The organism is Hymenobacter defluvii, assembly GCF_017589435.1.
Lineage (GTDB): Bacteria > Bacteroidota > Bacteroidia > Cytophagales > Hymenobacteraceae > Hymenobacter > Hymenobacter profundi.
In genome coordinates this window covers 16491-32476 of record NZ_JAGETX010000022.1, presented here as the reverse complement: position 1 = coordinate 32476, position 15986 = coordinate 16491, and the positions used below count along the sequence as shown (strand labels likewise).

13 protein-coding genes are annotated in these 15986 nt (G+C 58.3%); 3 read left to right on the top strand and 10 right to left on the bottom strand.

Annotation, left to right across the window (positions count from 1 at the left end):
* Positions 1–139: 139 nt before the first annotated feature.
* The 3 genes from J4D97_RS20375 to J4D97_RS20365 all read right to left on the bottom strand — a co-directional run bounded on the left by J4D97_RS20375 (position 140) and on the right by J4D97_RS20365 (position 2764).
* A complete protein-coding gene (locus tag J4D97_RS20375) occupies positions 140–949 on the bottom strand; it encodes a TlpA family protein disulfide reductase (RefSeq protein ID WP_208309175.1) in 810 nt (269 codons plus the stop codon).
* Between the two features lie 652 nt (positions 950–1601).
* Positions 1602–1892, bottom strand: coding sequence for a YciI family protein (locus tag J4D97_RS20370; protein ID WP_208309174.1), 291 nt, complete (start codon positions 1890–1892; stop codon positions 1602–1604).
* A 164-nt stretch (positions 1893–2056) separates the two neighbouring features.
* Positions 2057–2764 carry an arylesterase gene (locus J4D97_RS20365; RefSeq protein ID WP_432207221.1) on the bottom strand — a complete coding sequence of 236 codons (708 nt, stop codon included), beginning with the start codon at positions 2762–2764 and terminating at the stop codon, positions 2057–2059.
* A gap of 312 nt (positions 2765–3076) precedes the next feature.
* Here J4D97_RS20365 and J4D97_RS20360 point away from each other — a divergent pair, with 312 nt between their 5' ends.
* Both J4D97_RS20360 and J4D97_RS20355 read left to right on the top strand, forming a co-directional pair.
* The gene (locus tag J4D97_RS20360) at positions 3077–3745 is read left to right on the top strand and encodes an ABC transporter ATP-binding protein (protein ID WP_347879375.1); all 669 of its coding nucleotides are present in this window, start codon (positions 3077–3079) and stop codon (positions 3743–3745) included.
* 140 nt (positions 3746–3885) lie between these two features.
* Positions 3886–6480, top strand: a complete 2595-nt coding sequence (locus tag J4D97_RS20355; RefSeq protein WP_243900430.1) for an ABC transporter permease — start codon at positions 3886–3888, stop codon at positions 6478–6480.
* A 163-nt stretch (positions 6481–6643) separates the two neighbouring features.
* Here the strand turns inward: J4D97_RS20355 and J4D97_RS20350 are convergent, their stop codons facing one another.
* From J4D97_RS20350 to J4D97_RS20330, 5 genes are all read right to left on the bottom strand, one after another.
* On the bottom strand, positions 6644–9109 hold the full coding sequence (locus J4D97_RS20350) for a TonB-dependent receptor domain-containing protein (protein WP_208309172.1): 2466 nt from the start codon (positions 9107–9109) through the stop codon (positions 6644–6646).
* A 385-nt stretch (positions 9110–9494) separates the two neighbouring features.
* Positions 9495–10214 carry a hypothetical protein gene (locus tag J4D97_RS20345; protein WP_208309171.1) on the bottom strand — a complete coding sequence of 240 codons (720 nt, stop codon included), beginning with the start codon at positions 10212–10214 and terminating at the stop codon, positions 9495–9497.
* Between the two features lie 50 nt (positions 10215–10264).
* Complete coding sequence (locus J4D97_RS20340) at positions 10265–11053, bottom strand: DUF4097 family beta strand repeat-containing protein (protein ID WP_208309170.1); 789 nt, start codon at positions 11051–11053, stop codon at positions 10265–10267.
* Between the two features lie 157 nt (positions 11054–11210).
* Complete coding sequence (locus J4D97_RS20335; RefSeq protein WP_208309169.1) at positions 11211–12059, bottom strand: HEAT repeat domain-containing protein; 849 nt, start codon at positions 12057–12059, stop codon at positions 11211–11213.
* Positions 12060–12077: 18 nt separating this feature from the next.
* Positions 12078–12614, bottom strand: coding sequence for an RNA polymerase sigma factor (locus J4D97_RS20330; protein ID WP_208309168.1), 537 nt, complete (start codon positions 12612–12614; stop codon positions 12078–12080).
* 217 nt (positions 12615–12831) lie between these two features.
* Here J4D97_RS20330 and J4D97_RS20325 point away from each other — a divergent pair, with 217 nt between their 5' ends.
* Entirely contained in the window at positions 12832–14361 is a 1530-nt protein-coding gene (locus tag J4D97_RS20325; RefSeq protein WP_208309167.1) for a PQQ-dependent sugar dehydrogenase, read from the top strand.
* A gap of 5 nt (positions 14362–14366) precedes the next feature.
* Here J4D97_RS20325 and folB read toward each other — a convergent pair whose 3' ends face one another.
* Positions 14367–14723, bottom strand: coding sequence for a dihydroneopterin aldolase (gene folB, locus J4D97_RS20320; RefSeq protein WP_208309166.1), 357 nt, complete (start codon positions 14721–14723; stop codon positions 14367–14369).
* 166 nt (positions 14724–14889) lie between these two features.
* Positions 14890–15930: a DivIVA domain-containing protein gene (locus J4D97_RS20315; protein WP_208309165.1), complete on the bottom strand. Its 1041-nt coding sequence runs from the start codon at positions 15928–15930 to the stop codon at positions 14890–14892.
* Positions 15931–15986 lie beyond the last annotated feature (56 nt).

Below are 15986 nucleotides of genomic sequence, written 5' to 3'. Positions count from 1 at the left end.
GAGCCTAAGGAGGAATTTCTTCAGTTGTTGGGTCTGATTGACAATTTTTCTGTGGAAACCACGGCCAATCCGACTACCATGACGTGGCGTGGGCTGAATCGGGGTGTAGAGAAGATTGAGCTACGGAGGCGGTAACCGTCTATAAGGTGCTTTGCAGCTTTTTCTTGAGCTTGGGGTAGGGAATGTCCACGGCCACAATCTTGCCCGTCTCGTCCACGAGCAGGTTCGCCGGGATGGCATTGATGCCAAACCGCTGCATATCCTCCCCGCTCGTGCCTTTTAGCTCCGACAGGTGCGGCATCTGCAAGCTGTCCTCAGCAATAGCTTGCTGCCACTTGTTGTGGTTGGTATCCAGCGAGACGCCTACCATACCAAAGCCCCTGCCCTTATATTGTTTGTGCAGGCCGTAGTACTTGGGCATCTCCATGCGGCAGGGGCCGCACCAGCTAGCCCAGAACTCGACCAGCGTGAACTTATTCTGCTGGAAGACCTGCGCGGCATTCAGCTCTTGGCCATCTGGGGTCTTGCCAGCCAGGCTCTGCACGCGCTGACCCACAAAGCGCTGGTTGTTCACGTCGCGCTTTTCGTTTCTAGCCAGTTCTTCATCCAGTCGGCGGCCATAAAAACTCTGTTGCAACTCGGCCGGCATGGCCTGGTAGTATTGGCGGAAGCGCTCCGTCGAAGGCCGGTCGCTGCGGTTGTCGAGCATAGCGTAGAGCGACACCACGGAGGTAGGATGCTGCCGGACGAAGGCATCAGCCGCCGCGGCCAAATAGCCGGAAAACCTATAGTCAAAGTTCTTTACAGAATCGGCCCACTGCTCGACCAACGCCTTATCGCCTGAATCGAATGTCTGAGTAAACTTCGTCTTGATCAGTTCTCTGTCTACAGAGAATTGATGGCTGAGACTGTCTTCCAATAAAAAATACTGCTCCAACTCCTTTTGCAAGGGAGAAGGGGAGGAAATGACTACATATTTCTGGGGAGAATCAGCATCAGATACCTTGTGAAACTTCGTCTGAGCGCTACTTTCTATAGTCTTAATATGAACGGAGTCTGCTGGCAGATATACCGTCAACCAATCTGCTATAGTCTTATTCGTTTGACTTTGATAAAATATTTTATAGAAGCCAGGCTGGGCGATTTTGCCTTGCAACGTAAAACGTCCGTCTCGGGCTGCTGTACTATCAATAAGATCGTTACCATCAGGATTGTGCATAAAAAACAGCCTGACGTAGCAGTCTTTACATTCTTTTATATCAGCAACTATTTTGTAACTGTATTTCTCTTTTTTTTCTTGCTTGCACCCTACAAGCAAGGCTAGCAGGAGAAAAATCGGCAAGTACTTTTTGCTACAGTTCCACATACCTTCTGTCTGATTAATAGTAGTTAAACAATTGATAATAAGCTTTGGGGAATAATATATAAATTTCTATACATAGAACAATAAGCATCTTATTTATCACAAGCTAGCCCACGCAACAACCGCCCACAAACAACAAAGCGCTACCGACTAGCCACGGAGTAAGTAACTAGTCGGTAGCGCTCTGATTCGTCTCGTTTTATTCGCTCTTTTTAGGAATCAACGACACTGTTTGGCTTCACACATTCGCCATTCGAAACGGCTGTATCTCTACCTTTTCCCACACGCGGCCGGTAAGGTAGGGCTCGTCAAGCTGCCAGGCTTCTAGGTCATCGGTTGAAGCAAACTGCGCCACCATCATCGAGCCGATCATCTTGCCTTCTGCATCCAGAATGGCGCCGCCCGTGAGGAAGTTGCCGCTTTCTTTGAGCCGACGCGCTCCGGCCAAATGGTTTTCGCGCACCGCCAGGCGACGTTCCAGGGCCTCAGTGTCGGTGTAGTCGTAGGCGGTAATCAGGTATTGTTGCATGGTTTGTAAGGAAAGATTAAAGGAAACAACAAGTACCCCACTCCCGGCCCACCTCGCTTGATGCGCGACATCCTCCGGGAGAGGGGTGCCAGACGACGCTGATAGCCAATAGCTCTATCGGAACGCACCCCTCTCCCAGAGGGGGACCAGGGGTGGGGTCAACGCTAGCTACCCGCCGCCGGCTGGGGCTGTTGTAACACTGGCCTCAGAATACCCCACACGGTGCGCGCCAACAGCCGGTGGCCGGCGGGCGTGGGATGGATGCCGTCGCGCTGGTTGAGCTTGGCTACCCCCCCTACCCCTTCGAGCAGGAAAGGTATCAGCACAAGGTTATTTTTTTGTGCTAGCTCGCCGTAGAGCTGCTTGAACTCGGCGGCGTAGTCGGCGCCTAGGTTGGGCGGAATTTGCATGCCAGCCAGCACAATTTGCGCCTGCGGGCTCAGTTGCCGCACCGTGTCGATGATGGCTTGCAGGTTGCGGCGCGTGTCGGTGAGCGGGATGCCGCGTAGGCCGTCGTTGCCGCCCAGCTCTAGCACAAATACGGCTACGGGCTTGCGTAGCACCCAGCCTACCCGGCTGCGGCCGCCGGCGGTGGTTTCGCCGCTTAGGCCGGCGTTTACCACGGTGTATCTTAGGCCCGCAGAATCAATTTTTTGGCCGATCAGGGCCGGGAAGGCTTCGTCGGGTTCTACTCCCAGGCCGGCCGTGAGGCTGTTGCCGAAGAACAGAATGGTAGGCTTGCCCGTGGCGGTTGAGGCGGCGGGCTTGCTGGCCGCGGGGGGCGCGTCGGTGGTGGTTGGGGTGTCGTTAGTGCTACAGCCCGCCAGCGCGAGTAGCAGCCAGCCGCAGAAGACAGTCCAGGTTAGTTTCATCATCGAAGAAAGTAAGAAGTAGAGGGATAACGACAGAACCCGCCGCAAAGGTTAACCTAACCGGGGCAGGCGCGTTTGGGTAGGGGCCGCGTATGCGCTTTGTTGTTCTCTTATCCAGCGGTTTCACGCAGATGTAGTCGTTGAATAACTCGTGGTTGAATATCAGCTGGCGCGGACGACGAGACGCGAATACGCGTCTCTACACCGTTCGATGCATCCGTTCTACGAAACAGAAAACTCTCACACGCCTAAAGTATTCTGCGCGTTGCCTCGTTACCTAACTATATACTTCCTTCATTTGCCTTTCTCTCAGTGCTTAAAATAGAAAACCTTACCAAGTCCTACACCAGCGGCGGACGGGCGCTTACGGTGCTCCAAAACGTTAGCTTCGAGCTGACGGCCGGTGATACGCTGGCCATTGTTGGCTCATCGGGAAGCGGCAAAACCACGCTGCTGGGCCTGTGCGCCGGCCTCGACCGCGCTACCTCTGGCAGCGTGTGGCTCAACGGCATCCAGCTCGATAGCCTTAGTGAAGACCAGCGGGCGGCGGTGCGCAACGAGCATGTGGGCTTTATCTTCCAGAACTTTCAGTTGCTGCCTACCCTCACGGCCCTGGAAAACGTGCTGGTGCCCTTGGAGTTGCGCGGCATTTCCAATGGTACCGCCACGGCCCAGGGCCTGCTGGAGCGGGTAGGGCTGGGCGGGCGCGGGCACCACTACCCTACCCAGCTTTCGGGCGGCGAGCAGCAGCGCGTGTCGTTGGCGCGGGCGTTTGCCAATCGGCCTAAAATCCTGTTTGCCGACGAGCCCACCGGCAACCTCGACGCTGAAACCAGCGCTACAGTGGAGGAACTGCTATTTGAGCTGAACCGTGAAGCCGGCACTACCCTGGTGCTCGTTACACACGACCCGGAGCTGGCCAATAAAACTCAGCGCGTGATTCGATTAAAAGGCGGGCAGCTGATTTCTGACAGCCTGTAGGGGCGCGCTGCACGCGACCGTTGTTCAACGACAGGTGCGTGTTCTTCTTCGCCCTTTTCCATCGCGTGGTAGCGGGCGCGTGTAACGCGCCCCTACCCTAACCCACAACGACGGGCGCGTGCAACGCGCCCCTACTGCATATGACAAACTTCCTCTGGCTCTGGCGCATGGCCTGGCGCGACAGTCGCCGTAGCCGCTCCCGGCTCTTGCTGTTCAGCGCGGCCATTGTGCTGGGCATTGCGGCGCTGGTGGGCATCAACGGCTTCGGGGCCAACCTGGCGCGCAGCATCGATGAGCAGGCCCGCGAGCTGCTAGGGGCCGATTTGGTGCTGTCCAGCAGTCAGCCATTTCAGCCAAACTTCAAGCCCACGTTGCACCCACGCAACCAAGGCAATTTCATCCTGGACTACAGTGCAGAAGCGGCGTTTGCGTCGCTGGTGTCGTTTCCGCGGGGTGGGGGCGTGCGGCTGGCACAGGTGCGCGCCGTTACGGGCAACTTTCCGCTCTATGGCGAGTGGCTGACGGAGCCCACCAGCGCCGTGCAAACCTTCCGCGACGCGGCGCGCCGCAACCAGCCCGTGGCGTTGGTGGATGATGAACTCATGGCGCAATTTGCAGCCCATGTGGGCGACTCTGTGCGGGTAGGCAACGTGACGTTTCGCATTGCCGGACGGGTGCGCGAAACGCCCGGCCAATCCGGTTTCAGCGCTTCGGTAGCCCCTACCGTGTTCATCCCCGGTGATGCGGCGCAAGTCACGACGGGCAAAGCCGATTCCACATCGTTGCTGGCGCGCACCGCCCTCATTCAACCTGGCAGCCGCGTGCAATATAAGCAGTATTTCACTCTGGAACCAGGTATTCCGGAAGCCCGTCTGCGGGAGCCGTTGGAGGATGTAAAAGACCAGGAAAACGTCAATGCAGAGACCGTGGCCAGCCGCAAGCAGCAAACCGGCCGCTCCTTCGCCGACCTCACCCGCTTCCTAAACCTAGTGGCGTTCGTGGCTCTGCTGCTGGGCTGCGTAGGCGTGGCGAGTGCCGTGAGTTTGTACGTGCGCGAGAAAATCACCTCGGTGGCTATACTGCGCTGCCTGGGTGCCAGCGGCAGCCAGGCACTGCTGATTTATCTGTTGCAGGTAGCGGCCCTGGGCTTTGCCGGTGCTCTGTTAGGAGCGGCACTTGGCACAGCGGTGCAGCTATTGCTTCCCCGCGTGTTTGCCGATTTCCTACCCGTGGCGGTCGACATTCAGGTGTCGTGGGGGGCGGTGGCGCAGGGCGTGTTCACGGGTGTGCTGGTGGCGGTGCTGTTTGCCTTGCTGCCGTTGCTGAGCATTCGGCGGGTGTCGCCGCTGCGCACGTTGCGGGCGTCGTTTGAGGAAGACACCACTGCGCCCGACCCGCTGCGCTACCTCGTCTACGGGTTGATATTCGTGTTTATTACGGGTTTCGCCTACCTCCAAACCCGCGAGGTGAAGCTGGCCCTGGGTTTTGCGGCGGGCTTGCTGGTGGCGCTAGGCGGCCTGGCGGGCGTAGCAGCGGGCCTGCGCTGGCTGGTGCGCCGCTTCTTCCCTACCTCTTGGAGCTACGTGTGGCGGCAGGGCTTGGCCAATCTGTATCGCCCCAACAACCAGACGCTGCTGCTCATCATCTCCATTGGGCTGGGCGTGTTTTTGATGGCGACGCTCTACATCACCCAAGGCTTGCTGCTCAGCCGGGTACAGGTGGCCAGCGGCGAGAATCAGCCCAATCTAGTGCTATTTGACATTCAGCCGGCCCAGCGAGTAGGCGTGGCCCAACTGCTCACGCAGCGCCGCCTACCCGTATTGCAGCAAGTACCCATTGTGACGATGCGGTTGACGGAGCTGAACGGCAAGCCTACCTCCGAACTGAAAAAGGACAGCACCAGCGGCCGTTCGCGCGGCTCCCTTACCCGCGAATACCGCGTCACGTACCGCGATTGGCTTATCAGCTCCGAGCAGCTAGCCGAAGGAAAGCTTCCCTACCTCGCCGCCGATGGCACCCCGCATATTTCCATCGAAACGGGATTTTTTGAGCGCCTGAAGCTTAAGCTGGGCGACACGCTGACTTTCAACGTGCAGGGCGCACCGCTCCTGACCATCGTCAGCGGCACGCGCACCGTGGACTGGACGCGGGTGCAGACCAACTTCGGGGTAGTATTCCCTAGCGGCGTGCTAGAGCCCGCGCCGCAGTTCTACGTACTCCTCACCCGCGTACCCGACAACACCGTGCTTGGCAGCGTGCAGCGCGAGTTGGTGCAGCGCTTCCCCAACGTTTCGGCCATCGACTTGGGCCTGATCCTGCAAACCCTGGACGACATCCTGAGCAAGATTTCCTTCGTGATTCGCTTCATGGCCTTTTTCAGCATTGCCACGGGCCTGGTAGTGCTCATCAGCTCTGTGATTGTGAGTCGCTACCAACGCGTGCAGGAAAGCGTGCTGCTCCGAACCTTGGGCGCCAGTCGCCGCCAAATGCTGCGCATCACGCTGGTGGAATATGCACTGCTAGGGTTACTCGCCGCGGCCACCGGCCTTGTGCTGGCCGTGCTGGCGGGCTGGGCGCTGGCCTTTTGGGTGTTCGATATCGGCTTCACCACCGCGCCCCTACCCTTGTTGCTACTCGCTGCACTTACCACTGTACTGACCGTCGTCATCGGCCTCTTCAACAGCCGCGACGTGCTGACACGGCCGCCGCTGGCGGTGCTGCGCGGTGAAGGGTGAGTAGTGAAGTGGTGCGTTAAAACTCGGCTGTCATCCTGAGCTTGCGAAGGACCTTCTCACGCGTGAACGAGTCGTTGGTACGCTTGTCGTTCACGCGTGAGAAGGTCCTTCGCAAGCTCAGGATGACAGCCGAGTTTTAACGCACCATTTCACTACTCACCATCTATCCCTTCCCACCTTGCCGATCATCATTGCTGATGGTTTTGCGGGCTTTTTTGGGTGCGTCATCCATCTTGCCGAACTGCCAGTTGAAGCTCAGGCGCACGGCGCGGTTGTAGGCGTAGGTCACTTCTTGGGAGGAAAACAGGTCTGCCTGCGTGATGGTGGTGCGGAAGCGAATGGTGCGGGCAAATGGGTTGTCGAGGCCCAGCGTGAGGCTGCCTTTCTTGTCAAACAGCTCTTTCTTCACCGACAGGTTGTGCCACACGTTGCCGTTGGTACGGCCTTGCAGAAACACCCGCGGCGAGTTGATATATACGGCAGCCTGCGCGCTCAACCCATGCTCGAAGGTCCAAGCAGACGTGAGGTTACCGTTGTAGACCCAGCCTTGATTGGAAGCGCCCAGCTCCTTGCTTTTCACCGACACGTAATAGGCGTTGATACTGCTGTTCAGCGTCCATTTATCCGTCAGCTTGGTCGAGCCATACACGTTGGCGCCGTAGGTAGCGCGCTGGCCCACGTTTTCTGGGTTGGTAAAGAAGACCGTGGTATTGCTGGTATCGGTAGGGAAAACCTGGCTGGTGGGCACCGTGCGCGCCACCCGCTGAAACGCGTTGCTGGCACTGCGCGCATAAACCGACATGTTCAGCGTGGTTTTCTGGATGGTCGTGCTATAGCCCAACTCGTAGGCGTTGGTCAGTTCGGCCGTCAGGTTGGGGTTGCCGGTGCTCACCACGCGCCGATTGCTCACATCGATGTAGGGATTCAGCAGGTAGATAGATGGACGCTGGAGCCGGCGCGAGTAGCCCACATTCAGCTTGTGCTCCTTTTCCTTACCAAATTCGTGGGAGATGTTCAGGGTAGGAATAAAATTGGTATAGCGCTGCCGTACGCTGGTGCTGCTGGTCAAGAAGTCGCCATCCACGCGGGTGTGCTCTACCCTTGCCCCGGCTTTCAGGTTATAGCTTCGGAGCAAGCGCAGACCATAGGAAGCATAGCCAGCCACCACGTTTTGCTGGTAGTTGAACTCGTTGGAGCGCGACGGCAATAACGCAAACCCTTCCCCATTGAGGCTATCGGCGCTGATACGGTAGTCGCTCTGCTCGTTGCGCAGGATGGTTTTGGCGCCCAGCTCCAGCACGCTAGTGCTATCGAGGGGCTGGGTGTAGTCGAGTTGCAGGGTGGTTTCGCGGCTGCGGCTGCGGTTGTTGCCGGTTTCGAGGTAGTCTAGGCCCTGCTCGGGGCGTGTTTGGTCGAGGTTATAGGCAGAGGTGTTCGACACGTAGTTTTGCAGGGCCAGCAGGCTCAGCTCGTGCTTCGGCTTGAAAGTGTGCGTGTAGCTGCCATTCAGGCTCAGCTCTGGCCACCAGTTGGCTCCCCACGGCCGGCGAATGTCGCGGGCAAACTGGTCGAAGCTCAGCGGCGCCACGTAGGTAGAAGCCAGGTGCTGCGTGGCAGTAGAGCGGTAGAGGTCGGTGTAGGCGCCCACGGTCACGGCGTCCTTTTCGGTCAGGTCGTAGTCGAAGCCCAGGCGGGCGTAGATGCCACCACCACCGTTGCGCCGACTGTTTTGCTGGCTAAGTTGGGCCGTTTGGTTGTCTCCTAGAAAATCGGTGCGGTCGATGCTGCCCCGGCTGCGGTTGTAGTGAGCATAAGAACCCGCTTCGGACGTGATACCCAGCTTCCCCCGCCGAATAGTCAGGTTTGTATTGACATTGCTATAGCGCGTGCCCGCCGTGGCGTCTATCGAGCCTGTCATCCCCGTTAAGTCATTCTTTTTCAGAATAATATTAATCACCCCACCCGAGCCTTCGGCGTCGTATTTCGCGCCCGGCGACGTAATTACCTCCACCGCTTTGACCTTGTCGGCGGGTAGGCGGCGCAGGGCGTCGGCCACGCTGCTAGCCAGGATGGAACTGGGCTTGCCGTTGATGAGCACCCGCACGCTAGTAGAGCCGCGTAGCTCCACGTTGCCGTCGTTGTCAACCGTAAGTAATGGCACCTTCCGCAGCATTTCCGCGGCCGTGGCGCCCGCGTTGCTGATGTCTTTTTCGGCGTTGTAGACGATGCGGTCGGCGTGGGTTTCTACTAGCTCCTTTTGCCCTACCACCTGCACCTCACCCAGTTGCTGCGTGGTAGGTGTCAGCAATACTTGGCCTAGGTTTACAGTTGCCGCGCCCGGTGTCACGTTCTCCACCACCTTCGTCTCAAAGCCTACAAAGCTGATGGAAACGCTGTACTCGCCCGGTGCTACCTTCTCAAAGACGAAAGCGCCTTTGTCGTTGCAAACGGTCCCGTCCAGTGGCTTGCTGGTGGCCTTGCTCAGCAGCGCTACCGTGGCAAATTCCACGGGTTGTTTGGTGGTGGCGTTGAGCACCGTGCCTGTAATGCGACTGGTGCTAGTGGTTTGGGCTACAACCGGGCACAGCACGCCCAGCAGCACCCACAACAGAGCGATATATTTCATCATATCAGGGAGTTATAAGGAGCCAAATGGCTCTAATGAAGGCACGTAGTGGACCGTACTACCACTTAAGCGGGCAGTAGCAGCAAGAAGGCAGAGGGGTAGTAGAAAGCAACGCTACAGCAGTTGCGCGGTGCCTGGCAGTGGAGCCGATGGAATAGGAATAAGGCGGATAACAGGCATCTCAACAGGCACGCCAGCGAGAAAGTATACGAGCTATTTTGTCAGTACGAATAGTTTCGTAATACAAACATATAGTACGGTTCCTATAAATACAATAGCATCTACGAAATATTTCGTTGATTAAAATATTATTCTGCTGGAAGCCGCCCGGCACCTACAACCCTGACAGGGCTTCAAGCCCCTGTTAGGGTTACACAAGTCCGATTATCTACTTTCGCTTACGAAAGAACACGTCGCCGCTGATGGATTCGAGGCGGACGGCGGGGCCACCGTTGCCACCCAGCGTACCGCGTAGCTGATAGCCCACAATAGGGTTCTCTTTGCGGTTGACGAAGGCAATGTCCTGATCGGTATACACCTCTCCGGTAATGGTCTTAAACGCTACCTCGGCCCCCTGTCGGGCCGGCCAGCTCACATCCACGAAGCCGCTAATCGACTTGGCTTCCAGCGGAGCCGTCAGGTCGGTTACCTCAATATTGCCGCTGATGGTGTTCACGCGCACCGCCACGCCGGCCGGCACCGTCACGTCTACCTCAATCTTGAAGCACAAAGCCGGACCTTCTGCTTTGCCATTGCGCCAGCTGCCGCCCCACCGGGTGTAGCCCTGCCCGTCTGGACACTCTGCGCCCTGGCTGTTTTTCACCAGGTTATCATCGAAGGCCGAGGTGATGGTAACTTCCTCGTCGGTCTTGCTGGTCGTGAGCAGCAGCGCGTCGTTCAACTGCCCGCCGTTGATGGTAGCCGTGGCGCGCAGCACCACCTGCGAGCCGCTGCCCGCATGAATTTTAATGGTCGACGCCTGTTTCAGCTCCAAATTCAGCCGCTGGCCGGCTTTCATCGAAGCGGTTTGTTCCAGTACTTTTTGGGCGTACGCCCCCAGGCTGCTCAGCCCTACCAGGACCGACAGCAGTAGCAAAAAACGAAACATGGGAAGAAGAATAGCTGGTGAGAAGAAAGACTATACTCTGATGCTGAGAGCTATTTGGTTTTGCGCACGTACACGTCGCCGCTCACGTTTTTCAGCGAAATGGCCGTGCCGCCGCCGTTCACGGCCCCGTTGAGGGTTTGGCCGCCAATCTGCACGAGGCTGTTGGCATTGGCCGGCTTGGGTAGGGCCATGTCGAAGTCGGTGTATACCTCGCCCGAAATAGTCCGCATGGTCAGGGAGGCTTTGGTGCTGGCCGGCATGGCTACATCAATAGCGCCGCTGATGTTGCTGATGGAGCTGGGGCCGGCCTTCAATGTGGAGTACACCACCGTAATGTCGCCGCTGGTGCTGTTGGCTACCACGGGGCCAGTCACGTTCAGGAGCTTGGCATCGCCGCTTTTCATCATCACTTCCAGCTTGCCTTGCAGGTTTTGCAGCAGCACGTGGTTGCCGCCCCACTGGGCCTCGCGATACACCACATCGGCCGTGCGCGGCACCCGAATCACGTAGCCGCCCTCTCGGCGCGAGGCTTTCACGATACGAACGGTGTTGCCTTCTTTGGTCACACCTAGCCCCAGGCGGGTGTTATCTACCGTGGAGTTGTACACGGGCCGCAGTCCTTCGGCGCGCTTGGGCGCCTCCTCGGTGGCCTTACCCCCTTCACCCTTGATTAGTACTTCGTCGCCATCGTAGCCTTCTACGGTTACGTGGTCACTATTCTGCATTTCGATAACCACTTTGCATTCATTACCAGTGAGTTTGATTTTGAATTCCTGGGCCTGAACGGTTGAGCAGGCAGCCAGCACGCTGACGAACAAGAGAAACAGATGCTTTTTCATGGAGAGTTGACGTTGAGGAAGAGCAGGAAGCAACCATCCGAAGCCGCGGACTTCGGTAGATAGCACTGCGTGAGAGAGAAAATTTTGCTGAAGGATGTCGCTATTGCTGGCGCTACAGGGTAGGCGAATCAATGGGACAGTGTAGAGACCGTTCTGGTTAAATCAGGAGGCTGACGCCTTGCTTGGCTTGGTCGCGCACGGCGGGTAGGGCGTCGGGGCGTTGGGAGAGGCGCCGGAGCTGGGGCAGGGCCTGCTTGTCGCGCAGCTTCACCAGCAGCTCAATCAGCGTGATCTGCACGTTAGGGTCGGTCTGCACGGGTAGGGCCTGGATGAGAGCTGGCCCTACCAACGAATCGGCCCGCAGGCGGTAGAGGGCTTCGGCGGCGGCCAGGCGCACGTTGGGGTTTGGGTCGGCATTCAGAGTATTGATGAGCACTAGCACGGTAGGGTCGCCGGGGCGGGTGCTGCCGGGAGCGTCGCTCACCAGCTGAATGCGGTGACTGGCGGTGGCAGGCTGCTGGGTGGCTGCTGTGAGTTGCGCCGCTAAGGTCTGCGCTTCTTTGGCAGGCGCAACCGCTACCACCGGCACGGCTGAGCGGTTTAGGAGCAGCCCCAGCACGGTACCTACTGCCAACAGCGCTATGCTGGCGGCAATGCGCAGCCACAATGCAGTATTGCTCGCCGCCGACGGATACAACGGTACTGGCTGCTTTTCAGGCGCTGCTACCGGCGCAACGGTGGGTAGCAATTCCTTCTCCGCGTTCAGCATAGCCAGAAAGTTGTCGCGCAGAGCGAGTGGCGGCATGGCAAGCGGCTGGCCTTCGAATGCGTCCAGCAAAGTGGCATACTGAGCTACCCGTGCCTGACAATTGGGGCACTGGGGCAAGTGTGCTGCTACCCGTGCCCTATCGGCCGGCGGCAGGGCCTGAGCTGCATAGTCGGCCAGCAAGGGCTCCAAGGCAGCGCATTCGGGTGAGGTGAGGAAGTGGTTGTTATCGTCGGGCATCACAGAGCAGTCAGAGTATTAGCTGAAGTAAATTTTGCGGAGCGCCTCCAGGGCGCGGTGGGCTTTCACGCGGGCAGTTCCTTCCGAGCAGCCCAGCATCTCCCCTATTTCGGCGTAGTCGAAGCCCTGGAAGCGGTGCAGCACCAGGATTTCGCGTTGGGCTTCGGGTAGCAGCGTTAGGGCCTCTTGCAGGTGCTCACCATCGGAGCTGGCTGCCACCCCGGCCAGAGCGGCGCGGCGCAGGGTAGGCGTGCGCTCGGCCGTTTCCAGGTCGCCGGCCGGCACGGGCTGTCGCTGCCAGTGGTCGGCGTGCACGTGGCGGGCCAACTGGTACACCCACGCCCGGAACGGTTGGGCCGGTTGGTAGCTGGCGCGGTATTTCAACACCCGCAGAAACACGTTTTGCACGAGGTCCTGCGCCGTGTCGCGGTCATTCGTCAGTCGCAGCAGAAACCCAAACAGCGGTCCTTGGTAACGCTCGAACAGCGGCGTGAGCTGATCGAGGTCGTTGTCGCGGACCTGCGCCATCAAGGTTTCGTCGCTGGGGCTATGCACGGCGGAAAGTAGGCGTTTGAGGGAGAGTTGAAGAGAGTACCGTCGATTTCGGCATTCGTTACAAGCCCCGCAAAAAATATTTCTCTTCTGCTATATCCTATAACTCATCCATAACACCGCGCCGTGGATTACGTGTATGCAGATGCCTATTCTTTCCTGCTGCTAACCAGGCACTATTCACCTGTTCAGCTGATCTGCCTTCTTCCTTTCTTCTGCCATGTTTCGTTTGCTTCTGTACCTGTGCTTATTGGTTAGCTACCTACCCGCCCACGCCCAAACTAACTTCACGGGCCCCGCGGGCGAGAAGTTCACTCGTCGTATCGTAGCCAAAGGACTCAGCGACCCGTGGGAAGTGACCTACGGACCCGATAACTACCTCTGGATTACGGAAGCCCGCGGCTACCGCGTCAGCCGCATCAACCCGGCCAACGGCGCCAAAACCGTCTTGCTCGACCTCCACAATGCCAAGAACTTTCCGCGCTATGATAAAATCCCGGATAGTCTCGACGGTGGCAAGCCCTGGCCGCAAGGTGGCCTGATGGGCATGGCGCTGCACCCGCAACTATTGCAAGGCAAGCCCTACGTATACCTGGTGTATATCTACCATTTTGCGGGCGCTGCTGAGAAAGGCAAAGGCAGCAAGCCCAACTACGGCGGCAGTTTCTTCACCGCCAAGCTGGTGCGCTACGAGTACAACCGCCAGGCCCAGACGCTAGGCAAGCCCGTGACCCTCTGCGATACCCTACCCAGCAGCAACGACCACACGGCCGGCCGCCTACTCATTGCGCCCGTTGAAGGCAAAGATTATCTGTTTCTATCCACCGGCGACTTGGGCGCCGGGCAATTCTCCAACGGCGGCCGCCCCAACCATGCGCAGGAAATCAGTAGATACGAAGGCAAACTGTTGCGCTTCAACCTGGAGACCGATACCGACCCTACCCCTACCGACCAATGGATTCCAAACGACAACCCGTTTACGGGAGCCCGACAAAACGCCGTGTGGAGCTATGGGCACCGCAACCCGCAAGGGTTGGCCTATGCGGAAATAGGCGGCACCGGCCGGTTCTACTCTTCCGAGCACGGCCCCTACTCCGATGATGAAATCAACCTTATCGAGAAAGGCAAAAACTATGGCCACCCGCTCGTTCTTGGCTACGCCGATGGCAATTACGATGGGCTGGCTGCGGGCGTCAGCAACCACGATTCGCTACCGGGTCGCTGGCATACTACTTACCCTACTATCGGCAGTGAGCGGGCCAATGCAGACGCTATTGGGCCAGGCACCTACCGCGACCCCATCAAGACGCTTTACCCAAGCTCTGCTGCCTTTCTGCAAAAGCTCTACCGCAACGAGCAGCGCCCCAAGCCCGAGAAAATGCAGTGGTTTTCTGAAGCACCCAGCAGCCTGGCCATGTACACCGCAACGACCATTCCCGGCTGGCAAAACTCGCTCTTAATTCCTGGCTTGAAGCACGGCAAACTGATCCGACTGAAGCTGAACGCAGCCGGCAACAGTATCAGCGGCGACACGCTGATGTACTTCCAGGCACCTGCCCGCTACCGCGACGTGACCCTTTCGCCCGATGGACGCAAGATTTACCTGGCCTTAGACAGTGCTGCCATTAGCTCCGGCCCCTCCAAAAAAGACCCGAAGAAAGCAGCCATCAGCGGCTGTATCCTGGAGTTCACTTACCGCAGTGGTGGAATGCCCGTTGGCGAGGCCGATAAACCGAAACGCACGCGGTAACAAGTTTACCGCGTGCGTTCCAGCGTGATGCGGGCACGGTGGCAGATGCCGCCCAACGGTGGGTTGAACTTCGACACGCTTACCCGCGCCCCGTGGATGTAGGGAAACTCGGCCAGCACCCGGTCTAGCACCCGATGGCCGAGGTGCTCAAGTAGGCGGGCGGGTGCCTGCATTTCTTCTGACACCACCCGGTACAGCACTTCATAATTCACGGTTTCCTGTAACTTATCCGAAGCCCCGGCGGCGTGTAAGTCCGTGTCGATATACAGATCGACACCATACTTGTTGCCGATCTTTTGCTCTTCGTCGTAGTAGCCGTGAAAAGCGAAAAACTCCATGCCTTCCAGCGCAATCTGGCCCATATGGTGAAATGATGAGTGTTGGAGTTGGTTGAATAGTAAGTAAAAACGCCTGTCATCCTGAGCGGAGCGCAGGACCTTCTCACGTCTGAACGACAAGCGCAACAACGGTTCGTTCGCACGTGAGAGGGCCCTGCGTTCCGCTCAGGATGACAGGCGCTTAGTATCTCTAAATCTCGTCGAAAAATGACTTTTCGGCTACAGCTGGCTCAGTTTTAAAGCCTGGACCAGGGCTACCCGTGCCGGGCTGCGGCGCGGGGGCCGGCGGCACAATCTCGGGGTGGCTAGGACCTACGGGCTGAATATCGGGCCGCACGGGCTCTACGTTAGGCGAGTCGGGCTCGATGATGCGCGAGGGAGCCGGCTCGTCAATGCGCGAGGGCGGCACCTGGCCTGGGTTTTCATTGGGGATAGGGTCGGGGCTGATTTCCGGGCCAGGAATTTGCGCGGGCGCACCGGGGTCGGGTTGCTGGCCGGGCTTGGGATTATAGGCGCCGGGCTGCGGGCCAATGGGGCGAGTAGTGGTAACAGCGGCGCTACCAAATTGGGTGGCAACCAGCGCGCCGCCTACGGCAGCGGCCGAGGAAGTGGCAGCAGTGTCAATATGCATGGTGGGAGTGGCTTCAGGTGAATGTTCAGGTTTACTCACCTTTACGCTAGCCGCTTGCGAAAGGATGGCCGCCGTGCCGCCTTTAGGTCGGTTGCGGGCTTTTTCGGCCTTCTCCATGGTGTCGGTAGCCAAGTGCTGCAAGTCGCGCACCAGGGAATCCAGCGCGCCTTCCAGGCGCTGATGCTCTTGGTTGAGGCGGCTCACCTCCACCTGCATTTCCGTCACACTACGCTCGGCTTGCTTATAGGCATCTTCTACCAGTGTACGCGCTTTTTGCCGGGCCTGCGACAGCAGTTCCTCGGCTTGTAGTTGGGCCTCGCGCAGACGTATTTCCGCGTTGCGCTGGGCTTGCTCGGTGATATTCTGGCCGGTGTCCTCGGCGGTTTTGAGGGTGCGATAGAGCGAGCTTTCTATCTCGCGCATTTTCTGCACTTCCTGCGTGGCGTAGTCGAGTTTGTTGCGCAGGTCGCGGTTTTCGTCGCCCATCCGCTCCCACTGCTGCGAGAGCGTGAGTAGGAAGGCATTTACTTCGTCGGCATCAAGGCCTCGGAAGGCTTTTTCAAAGGTCTTTTGCCGAATGTCGAGGGCAGATATTTTCATGTGTAGCGGTTGGCTAGTAGCTGTTAGCTCATAGCCAGCAGCCTTTGCGTGAAGTA